24 protein-coding genes are annotated in these 22,231 nt (G+C 39.7%); 8 read left to right on the forward strand and 16 right to left on the reverse strand.

Features of this window, described 5'->3' with window-relative positions:
- Positions 1-119: 119 nt before the first annotated feature.
- On the reverse strand, positions 120-1,583 hold the full coding sequence (locus DFO73_RS27205; protein WP_110067787.1) for a UDP-N-acetylmuramoyl-L-alanyl-D-glutamate--2,6-diaminopimelate ligase: 1,464 nt from the start codon (positions 1,581-1,583) through the stop codon (positions 120-122).
- A 221-nt stretch (positions 1,584-1,804) separates the two neighbouring features.
- A complete protein-coding gene (locus DFO73_RS27210) occupies positions 1,805-2,545 on the reverse strand; it encodes a protein-glutamine gamma-glutamyltransferase (protein ID WP_110067788.1) in 741 nt (246 codons plus the stop codon).
- A 484-nt stretch (positions 2,546-3,029) separates the two neighbouring features.
- Between DFO73_RS27210 and DFO73_RS27220 the strand changes: the two genes are divergently transcribed.
- Positions 3,030-4,466: a carbon starvation CstA family protein gene (locus tag DFO73_RS27220; protein ID WP_110067790.1), complete on the forward strand. Its 1,437-nt coding sequence runs from the start codon at positions 3,030-3,032 to the stop codon at positions 4,464-4,466.
- 62 nt (positions 4,467-4,528) lie between these two features.
- Here DFO73_RS27220 and DFO73_RS29550 read toward each other — a convergent pair whose 3' ends face one another.
- Complete coding sequence (locus tag DFO73_RS29550; protein ID WP_258309958.1) at positions 4,529-4,678, reverse strand: hypothetical protein; 150 nt, start codon at positions 4,676-4,678, stop codon at positions 4,529-4,531.
- A gap of 397 nt (positions 4,679-5,075) precedes the next feature.
- Between DFO73_RS29550 and DFO73_RS27230 the strand changes: the two genes are divergently transcribed.
- Together DFO73_RS27230 and DFO73_RS27235 are read left to right on the forward strand one after the other, a co-directional pair.
- Entirely contained in the window at positions 5,076-5,198 is a 123-nt protein-coding gene (locus DFO73_RS27230; protein ID WP_110067791.1) for a 3-methyladenine DNA glycosylase, read from the forward strand.
- A gap of 14 nt (positions 5,199-5,212) precedes the next feature.
- Positions 5,213-5,464 (forward strand): hypothetical protein, encoded by a 252-nt coding sequence (locus DFO73_RS27235; RefSeq protein ID WP_110067792.1) that lies wholly within the window; start codon positions 5,213-5,215, stop codon positions 5,462-5,464.
- Positions 5,465-5,659: 195 nt separating this feature from the next.
- Here DFO73_RS27235 and DFO73_RS27240 read toward each other — a convergent pair whose 3' ends face one another.
- On the reverse strand, positions 5,660-6,223 hold the full coding sequence (locus tag DFO73_RS27240; protein WP_110067793.1) for an HAD-IA family hydrolase: 564 nt from the start codon (positions 6,221-6,223) through the stop codon (positions 5,660-5,662).
- A gap of 212 nt (positions 6,224-6,435) precedes the next feature.
- Here DFO73_RS27240 and DFO73_RS27245 point away from each other — a divergent pair, with 212 nt between their 5' ends.
- Entirely contained in the window at positions 6,436-6,672 is a 237-nt protein-coding gene (locus DFO73_RS27245; protein ID WP_026583460.1) for a helix-turn-helix domain-containing protein, read from the forward strand.
- 443 nt (positions 6,673-7,115) lie between these two features.
- Here the strand turns inward: DFO73_RS27245 and DFO73_RS27250 are convergent, their stop codons facing one another.
- From DFO73_RS27250 to DFO73_RS27265, 4 genes are read right to left on the reverse strand one after another with little or no spacing between them, the layout of a single operon-like run.
- Positions 7,116-8,348, reverse strand: a complete 1,233-nt coding sequence (locus tag DFO73_RS27250; protein WP_110067794.1) for a M20 family metallopeptidase — start codon at positions 8,346-8,348, stop codon at positions 7,116-7,118.
- Positions 8,349-9,824: a sodium/pantothenate symporter gene (panF, locus tag DFO73_RS27255; protein WP_110067795.1), complete on the reverse strand. Its 1,476-nt coding sequence runs from the start codon at positions 9,822-9,824 to the stop codon at positions 8,349-8,351.
- Positions 9,821-10,105: a YhdT family protein gene (locus tag DFO73_RS27260; protein WP_110067796.1), complete on the reverse strand. Its 285-nt coding sequence runs from the start codon at positions 10,103-10,105 to the stop codon at positions 9,821-9,823. The genes panF and DFO73_RS27260 overlap by 4 nt, the downstream gene beginning before the upstream one ends.
- 19 nt (positions 10,106-10,124) lie before the next feature.
- Positions 10,125-11,477, reverse strand: a complete 1,353-nt coding sequence (locus tag DFO73_RS27265) for an aspartate aminotransferase family protein (RefSeq protein ID WP_110067797.1) — start codon at positions 11,475-11,477, stop codon at positions 10,125-10,127.
- Between the two features lie 237 nt (positions 11,478-11,714).
- Here DFO73_RS27265 and DFO73_RS27270 point away from each other — a divergent pair, with 237 nt between their 5' ends.
- Both DFO73_RS27270 and DFO73_RS27275 read left to right on the forward strand, forming a co-directional pair.
- Complete coding sequence (locus DFO73_RS27270; RefSeq protein ID WP_110067798.1) at positions 11,715-12,923, forward strand: PucR family transcriptional regulator; 1,209 nt, start codon at positions 11,715-11,717, stop codon at positions 12,921-12,923.
- A 102-nt stretch (positions 12,924-13,025) separates the two neighbouring features.
- Positions 13,026-13,352 carry a hypothetical protein gene (locus DFO73_RS27275; protein WP_110067799.1) on the forward strand — a complete coding sequence of 109 codons (327 nt, stop codon included), beginning with the start codon at positions 13,026-13,028 and terminating at the stop codon, positions 13,350-13,352.
- A 40-nt stretch (positions 13,353-13,392) separates the two neighbouring features.
- On the opposite strand, the gene DFO73_RS27280 is transcribed toward DFO73_RS27275, so the two are convergent.
- The 7 genes from DFO73_RS27280 to DFO73_RS27310 all read right to left on the reverse strand — a co-directional run bounded on the left by DFO73_RS27280 (position 13,393) and on the right by DFO73_RS27310 (position 19,917).
- Positions 13,393-14,190 carry an ABC transporter permease subunit gene (locus DFO73_RS27280; protein WP_110067800.1) on the reverse strand — a complete coding sequence of 266 codons (798 nt, stop codon included), beginning with the start codon at positions 14,188-14,190 and terminating at the stop codon, positions 13,393-13,395.
- 19 nt (positions 14,191-14,209) lie between these two features.
- Complete coding sequence (locus DFO73_RS27285) at positions 14,210-15,004, reverse strand: ABC transporter permease subunit (RefSeq protein WP_110067801.1); 795 nt, start codon at positions 15,002-15,004, stop codon at positions 14,210-14,212.
- Between the two features lie 6 nt (positions 15,005-15,010).
- Entirely contained in the window at positions 15,011-15,895 is an 885-nt protein-coding gene (locus tag DFO73_RS27290; protein ID WP_110067802.1) for an ABC transporter ATP-binding protein, read from the reverse strand.
- 205 nt (positions 15,896-16,100) lie between these two features.
- Positions 16,101-16,730: a TetR/AcrR family transcriptional regulator gene (locus DFO73_RS27295; protein WP_110067803.1), complete on the reverse strand. Its 630-nt coding sequence runs from the start codon at positions 16,728-16,730 to the stop codon at positions 16,101-16,103.
- A gap of 165 nt (positions 16,731-16,895) precedes the next feature.
- Entirely contained in the window at positions 16,896-17,627 is a 732-nt protein-coding gene (locus tag DFO73_RS27300; protein ID WP_110067804.1) for an exonuclease domain-containing protein, read from the reverse strand.
- Positions 17,627-18,610 carry a DUF294 nucleotidyltransferase-like domain-containing protein gene (locus DFO73_RS27305; RefSeq protein ID WP_110067805.1) on the reverse strand — a complete coding sequence of 328 codons (984 nt, stop codon included), beginning with the start codon at positions 18,608-18,610 and terminating at the stop codon, positions 17,627-17,629. The genes DFO73_RS27300 and DFO73_RS27305 overlap by 1 nt, the downstream gene beginning before the upstream one ends.
- Before the next feature lie 38 nt (positions 18,611-18,648).
- Positions 18,649-19,917: an ammonium transporter gene (locus DFO73_RS27310; protein WP_110067806.1), complete on the reverse strand. Its 1,269-nt coding sequence runs from the start codon at positions 19,915-19,917 to the stop codon at positions 18,649-18,651.
- A gap of 275 nt (positions 19,918-20,192) precedes the next feature.
- Here DFO73_RS27310 and DFO73_RS27315 point away from each other — a divergent pair, with 275 nt between their 5' ends.
- On the forward strand, positions 20,193-20,387 hold the full coding sequence (locus DFO73_RS27315) for an alpha/beta-type small acid-soluble spore protein (protein ID WP_110067807.1): 195 nt from the start codon (positions 20,193-20,195) through the stop codon (positions 20,385-20,387).
- A gap of 277 nt (positions 20,388-20,664) precedes the next feature.
- A complete protein-coding gene (locus DFO73_RS29555) occupies positions 20,665-20,790 on the forward strand; it encodes a hypothetical protein (RefSeq protein ID WP_258309998.1) in 126 nt (41 codons plus the stop codon).
- Positions 20,791-21,264: 474 nt separating this feature from the next.
- Here DFO73_RS29555 and DFO73_RS27320 read toward each other — a convergent pair whose 3' ends face one another.
- Positions 21,265-22,074, reverse strand: coding sequence for an aminoglycoside phosphotransferase family protein (locus DFO73_RS27320; protein ID WP_110067808.1), 810 nt, complete (start codon positions 22,072-22,074; stop codon positions 21,265-21,267).
- Positions 22,075-22,231: the final 157 nt, after the last annotated feature.

A 22,231-nucleotide genomic window follows, 5' to 3' on the forward strand; every position in this document is an offset into this window, starting at 1 on the left:
AAGATGACTCCGGCAGCTTACCGAAGTCATCTCATCGCTGCGTAGATAGCAGCATCTCTTTTTATTAAACTGTCTACTTTATAGGGTGCAGTTCATTCAGTCGGTCTGCTCCCTTTTTTTCAAATAACTCCTTGATGCCTTCCGGACTCCTGTAAAAACTTAAGAGTCTCTAAGTCGCTTTCCGCCGGAAGTGTAAACGGTTTTTTATAAGATTCGGGTCCTTTTCCTGTGATAAAGATCCAATCATTTTTTTTCGCTTGCTGCCATGCCTTCTGAATGGCCAACGTCCGGTCGGCAATGACCTGCCCCTTTCCGTTTCCGAATTGTTCATTCAGCCTAAGTAATTCACCAATCATCTTTTCTTCTGTTTCATCGTTCAAATCATCTGCAGTCAAATAAAATTGATTGCTGTATCTTGCTGAAACCTTAATCATTTCTTCCCGTTTGGATTGATCCCTGCCCCCTCGGAAGCCGTAAATATGGAAAATCCTCTCAGCTCCCTGCTGCCTTGCTGTTTCCAGGCAGTACTCAAATGCATCTTTCGTATGGGCGTAATCCACAACAAATTTTGCCCCGGTTGGATGTGTAATCGTTTCAAACCGTCCAGGTATGCCTGGAAAAGACGCAAGGGCTTTAATCATATCATCGGGGTCGAGCCCCATATCCATGCCTGTTAAGAAAGCCATGGCGGCATTATAGACATTATGGCAGCCAGGAAGAGGAAATTTGATTTTATAACGTTTATCATTCATTTTTAAAATAAAAACTGTTTTGCCGTTCAATTGTACGTCTTCTATGGAACAGCAGTTTTCATCTCCAAGCATAATTAATGGGACTTTTTCTTTTTGCAGGTCTTCCGCCATTTTTTCTCCCCATGAATTATAAAGATTAACAACGGCCTTCCCTTCTTCTTTTAAAAGGGAAAAGATCTTCTTTTTATCATTAAAATAGCTGTCCATATTTTTGTGATAATCAAGGTGGTCATGTGCAAGATTCGTAAAAAGCCCATAGTCAATTTGCAGGCCTTCTGTTCTCGATTGTTCGAGTGCATGAGAGGAAATTTCCATCACAACAAATTCATCCATGCTTTTGCTTAGCATTTTTTGGATCTGCAAAGCGTCCGGCGTTGTATTGGTGGGCTTGTACACCTCATTATTAATCACATACGAAACTGTGCCAAGCAAAGAGCATGTCCGGCCGGCAGTCTCCAGTATGTGCTTTAGTATATAGGAGGTAGTCGTTTTGCCATTTGTTCCTGTAATCCCTACTATTTTATGTTCTTTGGATGGGTGACTATAAAAACAGCTTGCAAGCTTACCCAAACTTGTCCTGCTGTCTGCCACTCTTATATATGGAATGTCCATTTTCAGATCCTCTTCACCTACAACAGCAGCCGCGCCATTTTTGACAGCTTGTTCGATAAAAGAATGGCCATCAGTCTGGAACCCTTTTATTGCTACGAACAAGCTCCCTTTCCCCACATGGCGTGAATCCATTTCAATCCCTGTAATTTCAGGATCATTTGTAAATAAATCCATCTCCCCGCTATCCTTTAGGCATTTCATAACCTGGGATAATCTCATATTTCTGTCTCCTTTTATGTTTAAACTTGAAATATTCTGTGTATATGTCTAGAATCGTTATCTTTTATTTTCCCTTTTTTACAGGAAATATGCCCTCTTAAAAGAGACAAATAACGGAGATGTGCAAAATCGGCAAATCATCCTAGGCTTGAGGATAAATTTGGGTGAAAGGCATTAAAAAATAAGCGATTCACCCTATTGAATTATTTGTTTAACTATCTTTATGCAAAAGATAATGGCCGTTTTGCAAACTGGGATAAATATTTCACATTTAGCCTGCTGTGCTGGGATATCAGATAGGCATCTCTAGTGGCTCCTTTTTTCCTTAATGTGTTAAGAGCTCTAATCATTCCCGCTTCTGTTTCCATTCCAATCCCCTGCCCAAAGAACATCCCCCCGCCCAAATAAACAGCATTCTCTCCAGTCCAAACAGGGTGGTCATAATCAGGGTTATAAAAATAAACCACATCTCCAGGGATAAAGTTTCTTCCTTTCTTTGTGATGATGGACAAATCATAATCATAATTCCAATCCCATACAAGAAGGCCCTGGAAAAGAGTGTTAAAACGGCTGACAGAAATGGAATCCAATACAGCTTTATAAAAAATCAGCACAACGGCTGTCGTACATTCAAAAGCATATTCCCTGCTGTTGATAAACACATCCCTAATGGCATCGGACGGCAGTACCGATGAATCAAGAAGGTATCCATATCTCGTTCTTCTCCAAATGCGCGGATTAAAGCGGGATGTGGCAAATGGTGCAAACTCAATAGCACTTGCATGCATCAGCCTTGCTGCTTTAATAATATTCTCCCTTAAGAGGATATCGAATAGTAATTCATGCATCGATTCATATTGATGAATTTCAGGACTGTTCTCCAGGGCAATATATATTTCACGCTGTACTCCGAAGAAGCGGCCAATCCCAGGCTTACTCTGATTATTCGAAAGGACAATCATCGTTTTCCCCCCTTCAAAAGAACTTATAGTAGCTTATGGATTCTTTTGAAAGAGGGTTCCACTAAAGTGAAGTCTGCATTAAATGAACATTTTTATAAAAGCTTGTTTCTGTCTTACCATTTGGGGCGGTTCCATCCGTTCTTCGCCATCAAATTGCCGCTTTCATTCCCATAAAAATAAACGTCCTTTAAAGTTCCAAGCATGATGAAAGGGATATCGTTGCGCAAACATGTTCCCAGCGCATTTCGGTTAAATGACAGGTATGCAGCACCATGCTGATTTCCTATTCCTGTATCTTTTCCCAAAGCCGGTAAGAAATGTGCAATAAAAACACTCTCAATTGAAAGCGTTTTTATTTTTGTAAAATATCTTTTTTTCTGAAAATACCTTGCTTTTTATTCTGTTTTACTAGTACAATATTCCACATATTCATAAGTTTCAGATACTTTATAGAGACATTTTATACAACAGGAGGCATGTTAGCATGGTGACATTTTTAGGCTCTATTGTCTTGCTTTTGGCAGGATACTCAGTTTACTCAAAGGTTGTAGAGCGCATTTTCGGGATAAATGACAGCAACCCTACACCGGCATACACAGAAAAAGACGGAATGGATTATGTTCCGATGAGCTGGTGGAAAGGCAGCTTAGTTCAATTATTGAATATTGCGGGGCTCGGTCCGATTTTTGGCGCAATTATGGGAGCTTTATACGGACCTGTTGCTTTCATTTGGATTGTGGCAGGTTCCATTTTTGCTGGCGCTGTTCATGATTATTTTTCTGGGATGCTTTCGTTGAGACATAAAGGTGAGCAGTTTCCAAGCCTTGTTGGCAGATATTTGGGCAAAACTGCGAAAACAACAATAAATATTATTTCACTTGTCTTAATGGTATTAGTTGCAGCCGCATTTACAGCTGGACCGGCGCAGCTAATTTCCAGCATAACGCCGCTTAGCTTTATGGCATCGCTGCTTGTTATTTTTGTTTACTTTATTCTTGCTGCTGTTTTGCCTGTTAATCGAATTATTGGGAAGATTTATCCTATATTTGGAGCGATATTAATATTTATGGCTATATCAATTGCAGTTGCATTGCTATTCAGCGGTAAATCAATTCCTAATGTGACGCTGGCAAACCTCCATCCGGCGGAACTTCCAATCTGGCCTTTGTTAATGGTCACTATTTCCTGCGGGGCTATCTCAGGTTTTCATTCTACCCAAAGCCCTATTGTTTCACGTACTTTAAAAAAGGAAAGCGACGGAAGAAAGGTTTTCTATGGCGCGATGATAGGAGAAGGCGTTATCGCTCTAATTTGGGCGGCTGCTGGAATGACATTTTTCGGCGGTACAGGGGGACTTCAGGAAGCACTTGCGGCTGGCGGGCCTGCCGGAGTCGTTAATGAAATTTCCAAGAGCCTGCTTGGCACACTAGGTGGTATCCTGGCAATACTAGGCGTCATCATTCTGCCAATTACAACCGGCGACACAGCTCTTCGTTCTTCAAGAATGATGCTGGCAGAATTACTGTCCTCATTCTTTAATATGGACGGGAAGCGGAATGTTGTGTTTACTACAGTGCCTGTAGTACTTCCAACTTTATTCCTTGCTACGATCGATTACTCCTTCCTTTGGAGATATGTAGGATGGACAAACCAGGTTGTTGCTGCGGTCATGCTCTGGACAGGAACTATGTACCTATTGAAAAACAAGAAATTTCACTGGATTTGCGGCGCACCAGCCATATTTATGACAGGCGTCGTATCTACTTACATCTTCTATGCGCCTGAGGGCTTTCAGATGGATTATCAGTTATCCATGATCATCGGATCAGGTATTACACTTACCGTATCAGGCTGGTATGTTTATCAAATAATCAAACATAAACACACTAATAAAAGTCAAACCAATTTCAGAGCTGCTTAATCAAAATAAAAGTGCACCTTCACGCCCAAAGGTGCACTTTTTCAATTCATACCATTACGGATTTACTCGGTTTCCTCTTCAGTTCCTTCTCCAGTTCCCGCATCTTCATTTTCTTCAGTGTTTGTCTCGTCCATTTCTTCTTCATTGCTGCAACCTGTTGCCACACCTGTAATCATTAGAGCTGCCATCAAAGCTAAAAACCATTTTTTCATTTTCTTTTCCTCCTTGGCTGCTTAAAATATATTACAGTGTTAATCATACAAAATCTTCTGGCATTTAAAAGAGAATAATCCGTTTTTTTACAAACATTCACCTTATTTTAAAAAAGTTAATTGAAACTATAATTTCATTTAACAAGTTACGGGACTAAAAGCTCTTTTCATAAAACTTTAATCACCCCTGTCCCTTGAATATCAGCCCTTACTTTTACTTTAAATGAATGATATATTTCCTGCCATTCTTGCCATTCAGAATCATTTTGAAAATGCGCCCCCCATACGCAGTCCAAAACCAATCGGGATACCTATAAACTCCGCCTAAGATCGTCCAACGTTTCACTTATCCTTAAGCGGGTAATAAATACTAACTACCTAAAGGAGGTTATATCTGATGGCTGATAAAAATAGAACTGCAGAAAATGATTCTATAGAGCAAGAACAAAAGAAAAAACACAACAAAGATATTGAGCCCCAAAGAGAGCCGGAAAAACCTCAGGAAGAGAACCGGAAATAAGGAGGATTACTCACATGTCAGATAAAAAACTGCAGGATGGAAAAATGGATAGACCGGAACAATATAAAACCGAAAAAGAAAGCATATTTGACAAATTCGAAAGTGAGAAAAATGTTGATCCGCTTCCGGTAGAAGACCTAAACCAGGAAAAGGAAGAGGAAAAAAACGGCTCCAAAATAAAGAGCAGCTCATCAACAGAGGAAAAGTACAAAGCGGATTTTGAAACGATTGAAAAGAAGAAGCTATTTGGCGATAAATACGGATGAAAAAAAACTATGGAATGACGAAATAAAAAACCCTGGATTGACCGACCGAATGACCCAAACTATGTGGTTTTAGAAATTAAGCCTCAAAACATAAGGCTTATGAAAACAAAGGAAAATTCTCCGAAATTACTTGAATTTTAATAAACACAAGCATTAAATAAGAAACGTCAGCACTGAACAACAGTGCTGGCGTTTTCACTTTATGGTCCGGATAAAATCCTTGTAGTTTTCCAGATAAAAATCTGCACCTGGTGCCGTGTTTTGAAAAAGACAGGTCTTGATTCCAAGGCTTTTAGCCGGCAGGATATCAATTTCCCTGTCCCCGATCGCTAAATCAATCCCATGCTTTTCATGCAGAAATTCATACGAAGCTGAATGGGGCTTTCGAGGATATCCATCATCACCGGCTACCATATCCGTGAAGTAACCGTCTAGTTTATGGCAAGAAAGAATGGCTGCAACACCCTCCCGTTCCTTGTGTGTCATAATGACATTTTTATTTGCCAGCTTAAGCACATCCACCAAATACGGAAAAGGCTTTAGATCCTTAGGTTCTAGGCTTCTTGCCTTTTTGCGGATAGTCTTTATCTGTTCTTCAGTAAGCCGGAAATGCTGAAAAGCATCTGTGAAAGAAATTTTTAATTGAGCAAATATCTCCTTTTCCGTTACATTAGCTTCACCCATAACCTCTTTTACAATGGCCGTATAGGCTGGATAGGTATCAAATAAAGTTCCATCAAAATCCCATAGTATATTCATTAGGCAGCTCTCCCTTCCAATTCCGTTACCTATTTTTCTCCTCCAGTTAACTTTATTATACTTTCTTCGACTCTATTAAACCGTATTTCCATATTAGTTAAATTACTTTGACAAACCTATTCCCGAATGCTAATTTTATAGCTAAAGAGACTTCTTCAAAACCACAGAACGGCCCGCAATTAATGGGTACAATTTATAGAGGATGATTTGTGATGGATAAAGAAATAATTAAGCTAATCAGGAAAAGCTATAATATGACACAGCGTGACTTTGCAAGAATTGTCAGCTGCAGCTTTTCATTAATCGCTCTAGTGGAGGTAGGAAAAAGAAGAGTAACAGCAGACCTTGAAAACAAGATCAAAACCGCATTTGATCTGGACGATCAGCAGCTGCAATCCCTCTCCTCTCTTGTTTCAGAAATCAGCAAAGGAGTGCCCCCGTTTATGTAGAGGCTAGAGTACTCTTTCAAAAAAAGGAGCTAATAACAGCAAGTATGAAATTTAGGCAATAACCTTCAGATTCCCTAATAAACTGCCCTTCGGATTGACACCACTTCTCCGCTACATACAAGAGCATCTTCTAGAATTTGTTTAGAATACTTTCGCATATTTATATTAGCAGATAATGTTATTGTTTTAATAAAATAGTAATTTTCCCCTTAATATTCACCAAATAAATAACGTTTCAAAAAGATCTGTTCCTATATAAAATAAAAGATGTCCCAAAAACTGTACTTTTGGGACAAAAATCCTTTACAAATTCGCAGAGTTTCCACATGCTTTCTTTATTGGCGCCCATACTTTACGATCTTCCATATTTTAAAAATTGCATGCTTATATAGCGCAGCATCATAACTATATTTAGTACCTCTGGGATGGTATTTTTTATACTTCTACCCCTCTTCACTTTCATTTAAAAACAATAATGCGGCTGTCCGAAAAATTTCAGTGGTCTCGGCAAGTTCCTCAATATCCACATACTCATCTATTTGATGTGGAACTTCTCGATCACCAGCGCCAATCGTCACAATTGGAACTCCCGCAACATGGAGAAAAGTACCGTCTGTAGCACCTGGAACTCCATTATAAATAGGTTCTTTCCCAGTAACCTCGAAAACTGCTTTTGCCGTTGCCTTTACAAGCGCATTTTCCATATCGGTTTCAGTCCATGGGCGGTCTTCAATTACTTCAAATTCTGCTTTAAAATCCGGATCCTGCTCGGATAATCGATTAAGTATATCTTGAATCTCCTGCTTCAGCTTACTGTGGTCCTGGCCTGGTACTGTCCTTATATCTAACGTTGTCATGCACTGATCTGGTATGACATTAATTTGAGCATCCCCCCGGACTGGCGCTTGTAAAATGGTCGGGGTGATACTTGGCCAGCCCAGCATTGGATGCTTCCCCAATCTTGTTTTCTCTTTCTGTTCCAACCGGTCCAGCTCACAGATTAGTTTCGCCATTTTCGTGTTGGGGTTAATGCCACTTAAAGGAATTGCTCCATGAGCCATTTTACCGAATACATTTACAACTATACGCATAGCACCTTTTTGTGTAATGCACACTTGATTTTCTTCAGGTTCACAAATGATTGCCCCATCTACATTATCCGCCCATCCTCGTTTTATAAAATTCTTTATGCCGATCATCATCCCTTCCTCATCACATGGAATACAAAGAATGATCTTTCCATTCCATTCCTCATTATCTCTTAGAAGTGAATGAACAGCAGTGATCATACAAGCCAGATTTCCCTTTGTATCATTTGTACCTCTTCCATACATTCTTCCATTAATTATTTCTGCGCTAAAGGGGTCATATGTCCAGGCATCACGGTCACCTTCAGTTACAACATCTGTATGCCCTTCAAATAACAATGTCTTCCCTGGCCTTCCAGAATCTGCAATCCCAATGACATTTGGTCTTCCGGGTTCTACTTCTTCAATATGAACTTCGATTCCTAGCCCCCTCAAATAGTCCGCTGTAAACTGGGCTACTTTTTCTTCATTTCCTCCCTCTATCCCAGGTCGGTAAACACTCGGAATCTTCACCAAATTCTTTGTTAACTCCACGACCTCTTTCCCATCCCTTAGCAGTCGTGCTTGTCTTTCATTTGTTTGGATCATTTAAAAAACTCCTTCCTTGCCGTCAGTCTGCAATTTACCGTCCGAAGGCTTGTTAAAACTATGATTGGTAGCTAAACTAACTGCAATAAATCCTATTAAGGAAATAAGAATTGGTAAAACTACTGTATGCATTCCAAATGCGTTTGGATAATAAGTATGGAAGAGGATATAGGAACCTACACCCAAGATCATCGAAGTGATTGCACCAAACTTATTGCCGGTATTCCAATACAAACCCAGAACAACTGGCCAAATAAAAGCTGCTTCAAGGCCGCCAAAAGAAAAGAGATTCAGCCATATTAATAGATCAGGAGGACTAAGGGCCATTAAAAAGACTAATACGCCCAAAACAGTCGTCACGGTAAGACTTATATTTTTTATGTTATTATCGGTTGCATCTGGTTTTATGTAGTTAAGATAAACATCTTTAACTACTGCTGAACTAACAATCAATAAAAGGGAGTCGACCGTTGACATAATTGCTGCCATCGGTGCTGCCAAAACTATTCCAGCCAGCCATGCTGGCAGAACTTCCATCGCAATCATAGGCATCACTTTGTCACCGACATCGATTCCCGGCAGAATTGGCCTGGCAAAGACACCGATCAAATGCATTCCTAGCATAATGAACCCGACTACAATTGTTCCGATGATCAGAGCCTTATGCATCGCTTTTGAATCTTTATAGGACATTGCCCTTACTGTTACCTGTGGCAGCCCTACTACCCCAACACCTACTAAAATCCAGAAGGAAGAAACATACAGAGGTGTCAGACTTCCATCATGGCCAAAAGGTGTTATTAAATATGGATTTTCAGCAGACAGATCCGAAATGATATTGGATAGGCCTCCGCCCGCGATAACAGTTGCAACGAGCAGGATAAGTGTACCAAAGAACATTACAACTCCCTGTACTGTATCCGTAAGTGCTACAGCCCTAAATCCCCCAATAATTACGTAAACCATTACTGATGCTGCAAAAAGAAACAAGGCAGCAGTATAGGATAGGCCTGTCAATGATTCAATTAATCTTGCTCCCCCTACCCATTGGGCAGCCATGGCAGAGAACAAAAATATGATTATGCTTAGGGCTGAAAGTAATACCACCCATTTGCTTTGATAGCGTTCTTTAAGAAAGTCAATTAATGTTACAGCGTTGTATTTCCTGGCAACAATCGCGAACTTTTTCCCTAAAACCATTAAAACAAAATAGCCTGTTGCCACTTGGGCCATTGAAAGCAATACCCAACCAAGTCCCTGATTATATGCAACCCCTGGTCCACCGATAAAGCTGCTGGCACTTCCATATGTGGCTATCATCGTCATTGCCAAGATAAACCCGCCAAGCTGCCTCCCTCCAAGAAAATATTCCTCGAGGAAGGTGTTGGTGTTTTTCAATTGTTTACTGGCCCAAAAGCCGATAAAGAAAATCACGATTAAAAAAATGATAAGCGGAATCATCACTTCCCATTTCATTTCGAATTGCCCCCTTCATCCTCAAAGGGTACCTCTTTGAATAAAAATTTTACAGCGAATACAACTAAAATAACCATTACTGCAAATCCTGCAACACAACTATAGAAGAACCATGCTGGCAAACCCCAAATATAAGAATAACTCTCTACTGATTTCGATCCCATTCCGTATGCGAAGCCAAACCACCATATGAAATTAATTGTTACAAGGATAATGCCAATCCAAGCTTCCCTATGGGAAATTTTAAACCGTGGATCTCTTTGATCAACTTCATTCTTCATCCCTTTCCCCCCTTTGTTTTTACCTCTTGCACACTTCTTTGATGGATTTCTTTACAGCATCTGTCAAATGCTGCACTTGTTTTGTACTAATTGTTAATGGAGGAGCAATTGTAAGGACATTATTAAATCCTGCGACGGTGTCTCCATTTTTACCAATGAGCACGCCGAGGCTTTTGCATGATGCAATGATTTGATTAACTTTTCCTGTATTAAGCGGCTCTCTAGTTAGTTTATCTTCAACCAACTCAATTCCCATTAAAAGTCCTTTTTGACGGATATCTCCAACGTTAGAATGAGACAAAATCTCTTTCATTAAATGCATTAGCTGCTCTCCCATTGACTTTGATCTTTCTATTAACCTCTCTTCTTCCATAACCTCCAAATTCCTTAATGCTAATGCACAGGCAGCGGGATTACCGCCAAACGTATTAACATGGCGAAAATGATCATACTCTTCACTTCCTTTAAAAGTGTCGAAAATATCTTTTCGTATTGCAGTTGCAGCTAAAGGAAGGTAGCCGCTTGTAATACCCTTTGCCATAGTGATTATATCCGGGCTGATTCCTTCATGCATAAATCCGAATTTTTTTCCTGTCCTTCCAAAGCCGCAAATTACTTCGTCCATAATCAGCAGGGCACCGCTTTTTTTACAGACATTTTCAACCTTTTTCAGGTACCCTTCTTTCTGAACCAGCACTCCGCCTCCTGTGATATAAGGTTCCATGATTACCGCTGCAACTGTTTCGTCTAGTTCCCAACTAATCGTTTTTTCCAAGAGTCCTGCACATTCTATATTGCAGCTCTCAGGGTTATTATTAACGGGGCAGTGATAACAATCTGGGGGGACAGTATGGATGAATCCTGCTGCAAGTGGTTCATATTTATATTTTCTTTGTGCCTGACCGGTTGCTGAAAGAGCTCCCATTGTGTTCCCGTGATAGGACCGGTAACGGGAAATGATTTTGAATCGCCCTGATTCACCATTCTGTTCGTGATATTGGTGGGCTATTTTAAAGGCAGTTTCATTAGCTTCAGAGCCGCTATTCGAAAAGAAAATAATATACTCTCCTTCAAGCCAATCATTTAATTTTTCCGCTAGGTTTATAGCAGGCATGTGGCTTTGAGACATTGGAAAATAAGCCATCTTACTTAGTTGTTCTGCTGCAGCATCTGCAAATTCAGCCCTCCCATAACCTGAGTTTACGCACCAGAGTCCGCTCATACCATCTAAATATCTTACACCTTCTATATCTTCGACAAAAACGCCATTAGCCCTTTCGATAATTAAAGGTTTTGAGTCAGGAGAGTAACGGTTCATGGCATGCCATATATAATTTCGATCCTTATCAAAAGCACTCTTTGTCAGATCCATAGATATACCTCCTTAATAATCATAGCTATCCCTTTCCCTTTTACGGGTAAGAATTTACTTTATGAAAATTGTCCCTTCCTTGACTATTTTCTCTCACTCATCCCTAAAAGTTTGCTAAAATAAAATACAGAATATTTATAATATTAATTTTAATATGAAATTCCTTCTGACTCATTAGACAACGTATGAATAATTAAGTTATTAGATTTTACAAAGTGTCCAAAGGAGGATAACAGCTTGCCATCAAATTGCATCCTGACTATTTCAGAGTTATTTAACTTTACTTGTTTTAATGGTTATAAAGTTCTTGCAGGAAAAAAAGGAATAAATCGCAAGGTGAAATGGGCACATATTTTAGAAGTAACTGAAGTCGGAACGTTAATTAATGGCGGAGAATTGATTTTGACAACCGGTATCGGCTGGTCACAGCATCCTGAAACAGGAGTAAAGTTCGTAAAAGAATTGATTCAGAGGGGAGCGGCCGGTATCTGCATCGAACTGCACACTTACATAGATAGCTTACCTGAGGCTATTATCCATATGGCGGAGAAAGCCAATTTTCCAATTATCGTGTTTGAAAAACAAGTCAGATTTATAGATATAACCAGAAAAGTGTATGATTTACTTCATTTCCCAACTCCTGAAAAGCAATTTCATTTTTGCTTACAAAATTTATGGAATGGATTAGAATATGAACAATTGGAAGAAACAAAGAAAGAGTTATTCAAACACCATTTAGATTTACCCGTCTACACTGCACTTGTTTTGGGCAATTTTAAAATGGATATGACTTATTTATACTCAAAAGCAAAGAAAAATCAGTTATCGTTTATTCATAGTTATTTAAGTGATATCCCAGGCCATTTAATTCTCTGGTTTGATGAATCCCCAAACACATTAACCTTCAAAAACAGGGTTGTCAGTACTATGCAGACACCATCTAATAATTATAAATTTATTTTGGGCGCACAGGTCCTAAGTATTCCATTAATCCAATCCAGTATCACTACTTTAAAAAAAGCTCTTGATTATACTCGCAATTTTAAGAGTAGTGACTCTGTTATTTACGAGGAACTCCATTTTGAAAAACTCCTGATTTCAATCAAGGAAAACGATTTACTAGATTGGATTTACGAATATCTAATACCCCTTATTGAGTATGACCAAAAAAATGATAGTAACTTGCTTTTTACTTTATATATCTATTTACAGTGTTTAGGAAATAAGAAAGAAGCAGCTAGCCGTTTATTTATTGTTCGGCAAACTTTATACCATCGTCTTGAGAAATTAGAAGAGTTTCTAGGCAGGGACTTTATTAAGGATAATAGTAAAAGACTAATGCTAGAGGTTGCATTAGCCGGCTATTTTACAAAATTAGCTAAAGGTGAACAAGATACAAAAGATATTCTGCATACTTTTATAAAGCCTATCATTAATAAAAATTAGTGGGCAGCAATGTTCAGAATAGGCTTTTGCCGTGCCTCTCCGCCCATTTTTGCATAATTTATATGGAGCTTTAGCACTTTTGGAAAAAGGAGAATGCCCACTATGTATCCGTATGGCTATTATCAAGGTTACCTTCCCCAGCCCTCAGGCCACTTCACACCGGAATATCAGCAGATAGATCAATATGATTCTGACAGACAGCCACCTCAGCTCGAAAGAAGAGTAACGGCTTTGGAAAGGCAAAACCAGGACCAGTCAAGAGAAATTACACGTCTAAACAGGCAGCTTACTAACCTATCCGATCAGGTGAGAATGCTAAATCGAACTGTTGACCGCCACACCCGCAGGCTTAACAGATTAAATCAAAGGCTAAGAGCTGTAGAAAATAGGCTTAATATACCTTTCACGCCATTAGATGGAGAGTTTTAATGATAAAAAAAGAAGCATGGATCGCAGTCCATGCTTCTTTTTAAACAGTCATATCCTTAACTTTATAAAGTTTATAGGTTACAAATAAAAAAATAAAGATGAAAAAGGCAGATAAAATCAGGAAAACCCTATCCAAGCCTTCGCCGAACATTACCTGCTTTGCTTCAAAGTATTTAAAAGGCGTCAGGTATTTCAGGAAATCAAGCGAAGAACTAATGTCAATAATAATGGACAACAGAAAGGTGCCCATAAGAATCGCCGTTGAAACCGATCCAGCAGCTTTCGGGTTCCTGGCGGCAGATGCAATTGCTGTTCCTAGAAAGAGGAAAATAAGCTGAAGGATAAACATTCCTGCCAGCAAAAGGGCAATATCTCCATGCAGGCTTTTGCCATCGTTATAATATTCCACTACTGCTGCAGAGGAAATGAAAGTGACAATGTTAAATATTAAAACATTCACTAACGCAGCTATTAACTTCCAGGTGATCACCTTGTTTCTCGAAATAGGTTTGACAAGCAAAAATTCAACCGTTTTATCACGTTCTTCCTTTGAGACAATAGTCGACCCCAGCATACTGGCGTGGATTGCCCCCATCACCATCAAATACAAAAACAGGATCCCGTAATACCCTCCTGCGGTAGAAATATCAAGCGACCCAGTTCCCATAATCGCCTGCAGTGCCTTTGGCATAGCCTCCATTAATTCATTCATCGACTGTCCGGACGAAGAAACTCCGCCAAATTTGCTCATGCCTCCAGCAACCATCAACAAAATGCCAATACACCAAAGGATTAATGATTTACGGTTGGCCTTTAGTTCCCTGAAGAATAAATTCATAGTACGCACCTCCTTTGCATCAAATTGCGATGTCCCTTTTTGAATAAATATAGTAAACAGCCAAAATTGCTGCCAGAATTATTCCTGCCCCCATAGTAAGGAATGCCGGTTCATAGGCTGAGTTTTTCACGATATAGGCCGGATCAAAATATTTAAAAGGAGTAATATAGCGTATTGCTTCATCACCTGCAGCCGAGCCGAAGATTCCAAGCATGAAAAAGGCAAAAACCGTGCCAAGCGAAACTGAAAGAACCGATTTTATCCTTGGAATAATAACCGAAACAAGCACCCCTATCGCTAGAAATATAAGCTGCAGCAAGAATAATGAAATAGAAATCAGAATAAATGCAGATATACTATAACTTTCTGTCTTAACAATAGAAGCCATCAAATTGGCAGCCGTTAAAAAAAAGATATTTGTCATGATTAATGAGACAACTGCAGCCAACAGTTTGGATGTTAGCACTTGTTTCCGGGCTACAGGTTTGGTTAATAAAAAATCTGCTGTTTTTTCACGAATTTCTTTTGTTAATAGCGAGGTTCCGAGGTTCATAGCCTGTATTGCCCCGCAAAGAGATACATACAAAAACATATAGGAATAGAACCCAAGCAAAGAAGCAATACTGTCTATTTCCAGTCCAACCGCTTTTCGGACGGGTTCCGGAAAACCTTCAAGCAACCTCTTAAAATTCTCGGCATCCCTTGCGATAGCTGGAAACATCGAAAAGAGAAGAATGGTTAAGCCAGTTAATGAAAGTGACCAGATTAGCGTTGATTTTCTGAAAGACTTCCATTCATGTATAAATATATTCATAGCTTGTTAGTCCTCCTTTTCGTAATAATGCATAAAAATTTCCTCCAGATCCGGCTCCTCAACCCAAATATTCACGATATCAATACCAGCAATCTTTTTCATCATGGAATTCACATTCCCCTTAAATAAGAAGCTTGCCGTTACCCCATCTTCCTCCAGGTCATTAACACCTTCTATCTGAAAATATTCCTTGTCGATGGGGGCAGCTGTTTCAATTTTAAATTTTTTATAGGTACTTTCTTTCAAGGTGCTGATCTTCTCCAGCGTTACGATTTCGCCTTCCTTAATAATGGCAACCCGGTCACACAATCTTTGCACCTCACTTAAAATATGGGATGAAAAAAGGATGGTGGCACCTTTTTTATTTTCTTCTTTTAACAAATCGAAAAATTTTTGCTGCATAAGGGGATCCAATCCGCTTGTCGGTTCATCCAGGATGATCAGTTTTGGTTCATGAAGGAGTCCCTGGATGATCCCTACCTTTTTCCGATTGCCCAGAGATAAATCATCAATCTTTTTGGAAAGGTCAAGATCCATGATATCTGCCAGTTCGCGAATTCGTTTGCTGCAGTCCTTTTTATAAAAGCTTGCAGAGTATTTCAACAGATCAATAACCTTCATATTGTCGTAGTAAAAAACCTCAGACGGCAAATAGCCAATCTCTTTTTTTATCTCAGGTCCGTCTTTAATACAATCTTTTCCGAAAATCTTTGCACTGCCGCCAGTCGGATAAATGAGTCCCAGAAGCGTACGTATCGTGGTCGATTTCCCCGCCCCGTTCGGACCGATAAATCCAAAAATTTCTCCTTCTTCCACTGTAAAGCTAATATTATTGATTCCCCTTGTTTTTCCATAGGTTTTAGTCAGATTGCTGATTTCAATTACACTCATGGAACAGCCTCCTCATTTATAAAAAATAGGTGTTAAAGCTCATTGTGATTATGGCACCATGTTGATGGATCGGGAGGAGCGTGTCAAAGGGAGACCCCGCAGGCGCGAATGCGCAGAGGAGGCTTCCGGACCGCCCGCGGTTCGTTGAGCTCCTGGAGCAAAAATCAACAGGCAGGTTTAACAGCGCCAAAAATTAAAGTAACTGCTACTTATCTTTGTAAAAAGACTTTCTTAATAGCTCAAGATAAAAATCCATTTCGGCCATTATTTTATCAATATCAATTTGCTCCAAGTTCGCAGTAATCACTTGGTCCTGCTGCTGATTGCCAAAACCTTCAATCGTCCAATAGATGATGTTTACTGCTCTTTTAATATCAATACCTTCTTTGAATTGGGAAGTATCGATATCCGAAAAAAACTTCTCATAGCTTTTAGACAGCATTTCTTTATTTCTGCGTTCAAGTTCGCCTTTCACTTCCTCAGCCTCTTCCGTGTAGGCCGCTTTAAAAAAATTTAAGATTTCAGGATAGATACCAAATAACTCAAATTTAATTAATGTGATTTGACGCAGCTTAATGAAAATATCTTTTTCTGACCAATCCAGTTTTTCGGATATTTTTTCAGAAAAGACTTCCATCAAGTGATCATATAAAAATAAATACATACCTCTTTTATTATTAAAATAATGGAATAGCAAACCCTTGGATATGTCAGCTTCTTTTACAATTTCGTTTGTAGAGGCATTATGGTAGCCTTTTTGTGCGAATACTTTTGTTGCCGCATTTATGATCCGATCCTGTTTCTCCGGATCCAAACTTAAAAACTTGGAAAACATTCTTTGTCTCCTTCACTTTAGTTTTGACCAGAACGGTCAACTGCAATTTCATTATATCCCCCTTGACCAAACTGGTCAATATAGTTTAAGGGTTTTTTCAGCATTTTATGCCAAATAAAAAAAGATCAGTCTAAACATTAAGTTCAGAACTGACCTTCAAAGAATTCAATTAAGTTTTGCCAGTCGTTCATAAACATCCTTTAAATTTGCACAGCCCGAATTTTGCGCTTTTTCACCCAATCTACACCATAGCTGGGCGGTAAGCTTCGCATCCCCGAGAGCATGATGGCGGCCAATCACGGGAATGCCATTATATTCGCACAGCTCTTCTAATTTAAAAAGAGCCATATCAGGTTCTGCCACCCTGTAAAGAAAGGACGTATCCAATATTTTATGCTTAAAGGGAGTACGGAACAACTTCCAGCAACTGTGGCGCATAAAGCTTTTTTCATGGTTCGCATGATGAGCAACAAGCGGCATATCCTTAGCAAATTCAAAGAAACTGATCATCACATCTGCGAGGGATGGCGCGTCAACTAACTGCCCCTCTGATAACCCGGTTAGTTCCTTTATTTCTGGAGGAAGCGGTTTATCATATTGCACGAGGGAATAAAAACAGTCCTCATCGCATATTTCCCCGTCAATTATTTTAACTGCTCCAATGGAAATGATTTGATCGCCTTTATCCGGATAAAACCCGGTTGTTTCTATATCAAACACAACAACATTTAACTTTCTGATGGGTATGGCCATTGAATCGGCATTTTCCAGCTCCCTTTGCATTTGCCTGATAAACGCCATATGCTGGGCGTTCTGTCCATTCAAGCCCCCAAATATATTGGAATGAAACTTTCCTTGAATTCCTCTGACAAATTGAACAAAAGGATCGAATCCCATTACACTACACCCTTTTCAACGGTCCTTATCACAAATTGATGAAGCTTTTTTCTATCCTTTAAAATTCTTTTTAATTCATTTCTTTCCGTCTTCGTTAAGCTTTTTAATTGCAGGAAGTGGGTATCATCATAGGTATCGGTTTGTTTGTAGGTCAGAAGCCGCCATTTTAATAAAGTGGCAAAATTGTTTTTGTATCTGTTCATTTCTCCACCGTAGTCTTTCATATCTTGAAGCTTTTCCAGCCTGGCAATCGTTGAAGTTTCGATTATCCCTTCTTTGATAGCAAGAAGCCGAACCGCATTTACATAAGGGATAAATGCGGTGTATTTGAGATCCAGCTCCCCTCGATGGGTTCCTTTTTCCTCCGGAAGAAGCTGGCCAAGTGGGCCAACCGCATTTTTCATATGCATACTCGTTTCCATCAGCCGGCTCAGCAGATTAGGATTATTATTAATACGATTATGAATGAGTGATTTTAATTCTCCTATATATTCTTTTTCACCAGCCAGCGCTCTGCTATCGTAGAAAATATGCAGATTTCTCATTGTTTGCCAGCTTGCTTCATCCATCCAATCTGAAATCTGTTCCTTCCACTCCACTAAAGGCCGGCACCATATCGGGTTGGAACTCATTACCTTTCCTTCGCAGCAGGGATAACCAACTGCCTCAAGTCCCTCTGCTATCTCCTCGCCTAGCTTCAAAAAGTATGTTGCAGCCTCAGGATCTACCGCTTCATATACCAGCCCGTGGTCCTGGTCGCTTAAAAAGCCTTGTTCCTTTCTCCCCCCGCTTCCTGTAGCGAACCAGGTGAACTTCCATGAGGGCAATTTTTCATTATTCATTCGATTCAAGGCTATCTTAAAAACGGTTTTCATAACACGATCATGAAATTCATTCAGCGCATAGGCATCAGACCGAAAATTCAAGATTTGTTCATCTTTCCATTTTTTCAGGGATTGATAAGAATTAATTCCGCAGGTCATCCGGACACTTCCTTTAAGGAAGCCCGTATTCTGGAGGTTTACGAGCTTAATCTTTTGTTTTCTTCAGCCATGAATACTTCCGGGTATCCGTAGCTGCCATGTTCACTTAAATCCAATCCCATAATTTCTTCTTCCTCTGTTACACGAAGTCCTCCCATTAGCTTCTTGGCGACTGCAAGAATAATGAAAGATACAGCAAATGCATAAATGCCGGAAACTGCTACACCCATGAATTGAACGCCCAGCTGTTCAAAACCGCCTCCGTAAAATAATCCCGGCTTTCCAACTGTGGCCAGCTCTGGTGTTGCAAAGAATCCTGTAGATAAAGTTCCCCAAATTCCTGCTGCACCATGGACCGACAACGCATAAATAGGATCGTCGATTTTTCTCTTTTCAAAGAACCTGACACTATAGAACACAAGGATACCAGCCACAAGCCCAATTACAACTGATGCCCACGTATCAACAAAAGCACAAGAAGCAGTAATGGCAACCAAGCCTGCCAAAGCACCATTAAGCATGGTCGGCACATCTGATTTTCCCATTACCATCCAGGAAATAATCAATGCAGCTACAGCTCCTGCTCCCGCAGCCAGGTTAGTGTTCAATGCTACAAATCCAAAGAAACCGTCTTCAACTGATAATGTGCTGCCAGCGTTAAATCCAAACCAGCCGACCCAAAGAATCAGTACGCCCAATGCAGTATATACTTGGTTATGTCCATATATGTTGTTTGCTGAACCATCTTTATTGAATTTTCCAATACGCGGTTTTAGCAAAATAGTAGCAGCCAGCGCTGCCATAGCACCTGTTAAGTGAACAACTGTAGAACCGGCAAAATCTTGCTTGCCATGCTCTGCAAGCCAGCCGCCGCCCCAGATCCAGTGCGCAACAACCGGGTAAACAATTGCGGAAAACAATAGAGTGAAAATGAGGTATACGGATAATTTTGCACGTTCGGCAAATCCGCCTAGCGCAATCGTGATGGCAATGCCGGCAAATGCCAGCTGAAAAACGAAGAATACAGGAGAAGATAAGCTCATCCCTTCAAGCTCGGCCCCCGAGTAGAAGAAGTTTGAAAGTCCGACTAAAAAGTTGGCATTATCACCAAATATGAATCCAAAACCTACAGCCCAAAACACAAGTGATGCAAGCCCGAAAGTAAAAATGGTTTTGCCTGCAATGTGGCCGGCATTCTTCATTCTTGTCGAACCAGCCTCAAGCATTATAAATCCACCTAACATGAAGATAACTAAAATGGCTCCTAACATTACCCATAAACTGTTCATTAAAAATGTGGCATCCAATGTTATTTCCTCCCTTAGTTCGCGATGTAAGAAATAATAATAAATTCATGTTATATTTTCTTACATCATTTAATTTAACTTTATTTTATCCTAATTATCCAATATGTCAATGTGTTTTTTATAATTTTCTAAATTTTATGTCATAAAACCTTACATATAGATCTTCTTTGATGCAAAATTATTGGCAAATTTAAAGTGGTATCTGGCTTTCATTAATCGGTTAAATTAAAAACGAGCAATTATTTGCTCAAAAAAATCGTCGGGAGTGATGTATCATGGCAAGAAACAAACTTTTGGTGCCCGGTGCAGAAAATGTATTGGATCAAATGAAACAAGAGATTGCCAATGAGTTTGGTGTTCAGCTTGGTGCTGATACGACCGCACGAGCAAACGGTTCTGTCGGGGGAGAAATGACAAAACGTCTTGTCGCCATGGCAGAACAGCAGCTAAGAAACCAGCAAAACCTTTAAAAGATGGATTCTTTAGCTCGGCCGGCCCTATACTGGGGCCGGTTTTTAGAATCCGCAGTTTTTTCGGATTAAGTTTCTTGCTAGGTCTCTTTTAGCAGGTAATTCCGTTGAAACACTGAATTTATTCGCTGGTTCGCGCTTCAGGAGACTTAAGATATACCGAACTTAGTCAATGACTAATTCGCTATGTTCACAACTTTATATATCTTTTCCAAAAGAATAAACGGTTCCCCCACGCTGCAAAATAAATCAGAGAAATCAAAAGGAGGTTTTATCCATGACAAACAAAAATGACAATCGCGAAAGAAAAAACAAATATCCCAATAACAAAAAGCAGGATACTGAATTCTCAAAGGATGTTGATATTCGCAGTGAAATAACAAAAAGGGATATGCAAAAGTAACCTGCATTCTATATTTAAGCAATAAAAAAGGCTCGTCATTCGACGGCCTTTTTATTTAAAAAACTTATATAGTAAATAGCTCCTACCAGGGCGGATTAACTACCTCAAGGGAAAGAAGATTATTTCGTCGTTAATTCCACTGATTAACTACCATTTTCAAGGAATAGAAGACCATTTCGTCGTTAATTCCACTGATTAACTACCATTTCAAGGGACAGAAGACTATTTCGTCGTTAATTCCACAGCCACACCGGTCATAATTTGAGGCAGTGATTTTGCTTTTTTCTCCCTCTACCTGAGAGGATGGTTTACGAATGCCTCAGGATCCTGTTTTGCAATCTTCAGTATTATTCTTTTTTTCTTCAAACATGTTCAGTCCCCCTGTAGCAGAGTCTTGTTAAATGGCCCAGTTTACCCTCTATCTCATACCTATATAGGTATAATGTAAAGGTTTAAATCTTTTTTAGCCAGCCTTTAATCCCAGCTATTTAATTGTCTCCTTACAAAGCTCAACAACTCTTCTATCTCTTTAGGAGGCAATTTTTCAGAAAGTCTGCCTGCTGCAACGGGCAGCAGCCACTGCTGGAAGGATTCCCTCTTAAAAGGCGAATATTTTTTATACAAGTAAAGATAATATTGTGCTATCATCCTTCGCTTTAACCGTTCGGCGAAATACATACGATTAGTGACTTTTTCAGGGAAACCTCCGTATTGCAAGATCAATAAGCTTCTCGCAAGGTCAGCAAGAGGAGAACCTGCGGCTGAGTCAGCCCAATCAATTACAAACTTCCCGTGCATGGATATTAAAATATTGTCCGGATGGTAGTCTCCGTGGCAAACCTGCTTCCCATCCGGCAACGTTTGCAGGTAATCAATGACCCTTTCTTTTTCCCTTCCGGATAAGCTCTCTGCTCTCTTGATTCTATTTTCCAGCGAAAATTTTAGCGGCGGAAAATCTCCTGCTTCTTTGGAATGGATATAAATTTGAAGACTAACCATTGTGTTCACCGACCGGATTGCGGATAACAAACCTTTTTCTAAAAGCTTAGTAAGGGGAAAGCCATCGATTTTTTCATAAATGATTGCTTTCTTTCCTTCAATGTCTCCCTCCCCATGGACTGCAGGAATATTTAAGCCCAAACTTGATATTTTGGTGCTAATATTCATTTCGTGTTTTATTTGAGATACCGGGATGTGTTCGTAAAAAACCTTCGCTACTTTATCATGAGCTATGGAAAATACTTCAGCCGTGCTCCCTTTGCCAATCTTATTTCCTTTAACCATTTTGGCCACTTCCAATCGCGTAATGAGGTTTCATTCTATATTAGTACGATAAAAAATCTTTTACACCTTCTGCTGAAAGCCGGTTCTATCCCAAATTACGCACTTTTATTCCAAGTCTGCAGATTCTGTTTTCCAATTAGCTGTTTTTATTCTCCAC

Origin of the sequence: Cytobacillus oceanisediminis (genome assembly GCF_003182355.1) — a bacterium.
GTDB classification, from domain to species: domain Bacteria; phylum Bacillota; class Bacilli; order Bacillales; family Cytobacillaceae; genus Cytobacillus; species Cytobacillus oceanisediminis_A.

Excerpts from the sequence above, each read along its gene's own strand:
- DFO73_RS27245 (WP_026583460.1), top strand. The coding sequence starts at position 6,436 with ATGGATAAAGAAATAATTAAGCTAATCAGGAAAAGCTATAATATGACA.
- DFO73_RS27280 (WP_110067800.1), bottom strand. The coding sequence starts at position 14,190 with ATGAATTTATTCTTCAGGGAACTAAAGGCCAACCGTAAATCATTAATC.
- DFO73_RS27305 (WP_110067805.1), bottom strand. The coding sequence starts at position 18,610 with ATGACCTGCGGAATTAATTCTTATCAATCCCTGAAAAAATGGAAAGAT.
- DFO73_RS27250 (WP_110067794.1), bottom strand. The coding sequence starts at position 8,348 with ATGATCCAAACAAATGAAAGACAAGCACGACTGCTAAGGGATGGGAAA.
- DFO73_RS29550 (WP_258309958.1), bottom strand. The coding sequence starts at position 4,678 with ATGAAAAAATGGTTTTTAGCTTTGATGGCAGCTCTAATGATTACAGGT.
- DFO73_RS27290 (WP_110067802.1), bottom strand. The coding sequence starts at position 15,895 with ATGAGTGTAATTGAAATCAGCAATCTGACTAAAACCTATGGAAAAACA.
- DFO73_RS27300 (WP_110067804.1), bottom strand. The coding sequence starts at position 17,627 with ATGGGATTCGATCCTTTTGTTCAATTTGTCAGAGGAATTCAAGGAAAG.
- DFO73_RS27320 (WP_110067808.1), bottom strand. The coding sequence starts at position 22,074 with ATGGTTAAAGGAAATAAGATTGGCAAAGGGAGCACGGCTGAAGTATTT.
- DFO73_RS29555 (WP_258309998.1), top strand. The coding sequence starts at position 20,665 with ATGACAAACAAAAATGACAATCGCGAAAGAAAAAACAAATATCCCAAT.
- DFO73_RS27220 (WP_110067790.1), top strand. The coding sequence starts at position 3,030 with ATGGTGACATTTTTAGGCTCTATTGTCTTGCTTTTGGCAGGATACTCA.
- DFO73_RS27210 (WP_110067788.1), bottom strand. The coding sequence starts at position 2,545 with ATGATTGTCCTTTCGAATAATCAGAGTAAGCCTGGGATTGGCCGCTTC.
- DFO73_RS27285 (WP_110067801.1), bottom strand. The coding sequence starts at position 15,004 with ATGAATATATTTATACATGAATGGAAGTCTTTCAGAAAATCAACGCTA.
- DFO73_RS27315 (WP_110067807.1), top strand. The coding sequence starts at position 20,193 with ATGGCAAGAAACAAACTTTTGGTGCCCGGTGCAGAAAATGTATTGGAT.
- DFO73_RS27235 (WP_110067792.1), top strand. The coding sequence starts at position 5,213 with ATGTCAGATAAAAAACTGCAGGATGGAAAAATGGATAGACCGGAACAA.
- DFO73_RS27205 (WP_110067787.1), bottom strand. The coding sequence starts at position 1,583 with ATGAGATTATCCCAGGTTATGAAATGCCTAAAGGATAGCGGGGAGATG.
- DFO73_RS27275 (WP_110067799.1), top strand. The coding sequence starts at position 13,026 with ATGTATCCGTATGGCTATTATCAAGGTTACCTTCCCCAGCCCTCAGGC.
- DFO73_RS27265 (WP_110067797.1), bottom strand. The coding sequence starts at position 11,477 with ATGGATCTGACAAAGAGTGCTTTTGATAAGGATCGAAATTATATATGG.
- DFO73_RS27260 (WP_110067796.1), bottom strand. The coding sequence starts at position 10,105 with ATGAAGAATGAAGTTGATCAAAGAGATCCACGGTTTAAAATTTCCCAT.
- DFO73_RS27295 (WP_110067803.1), bottom strand. The coding sequence starts at position 16,730 with ATGTTTTCCAAGTTTTTAAGTTTGGATCCGGAGAAACAGGATCGGATC.
- DFO73_RS27230 (WP_110067791.1), top strand. The coding sequence starts at position 5,076 with ATGGCTGATAAAAATAGAACTGCAGAAAATGATTCTATAGAGCAAGAA.
- panF (WP_110067795.1), bottom strand. The coding sequence starts at position 9,824 with ATGAAATGGGAAGTGATGATTCCGCTTATCATTTTTTTAATCGTGATT.
- DFO73_RS27240 (WP_110067793.1), bottom strand. The coding sequence starts at position 6,223 with ATGAATATACTATGGGATTTTGATGGAACTTTATTTGATACCTATCCA.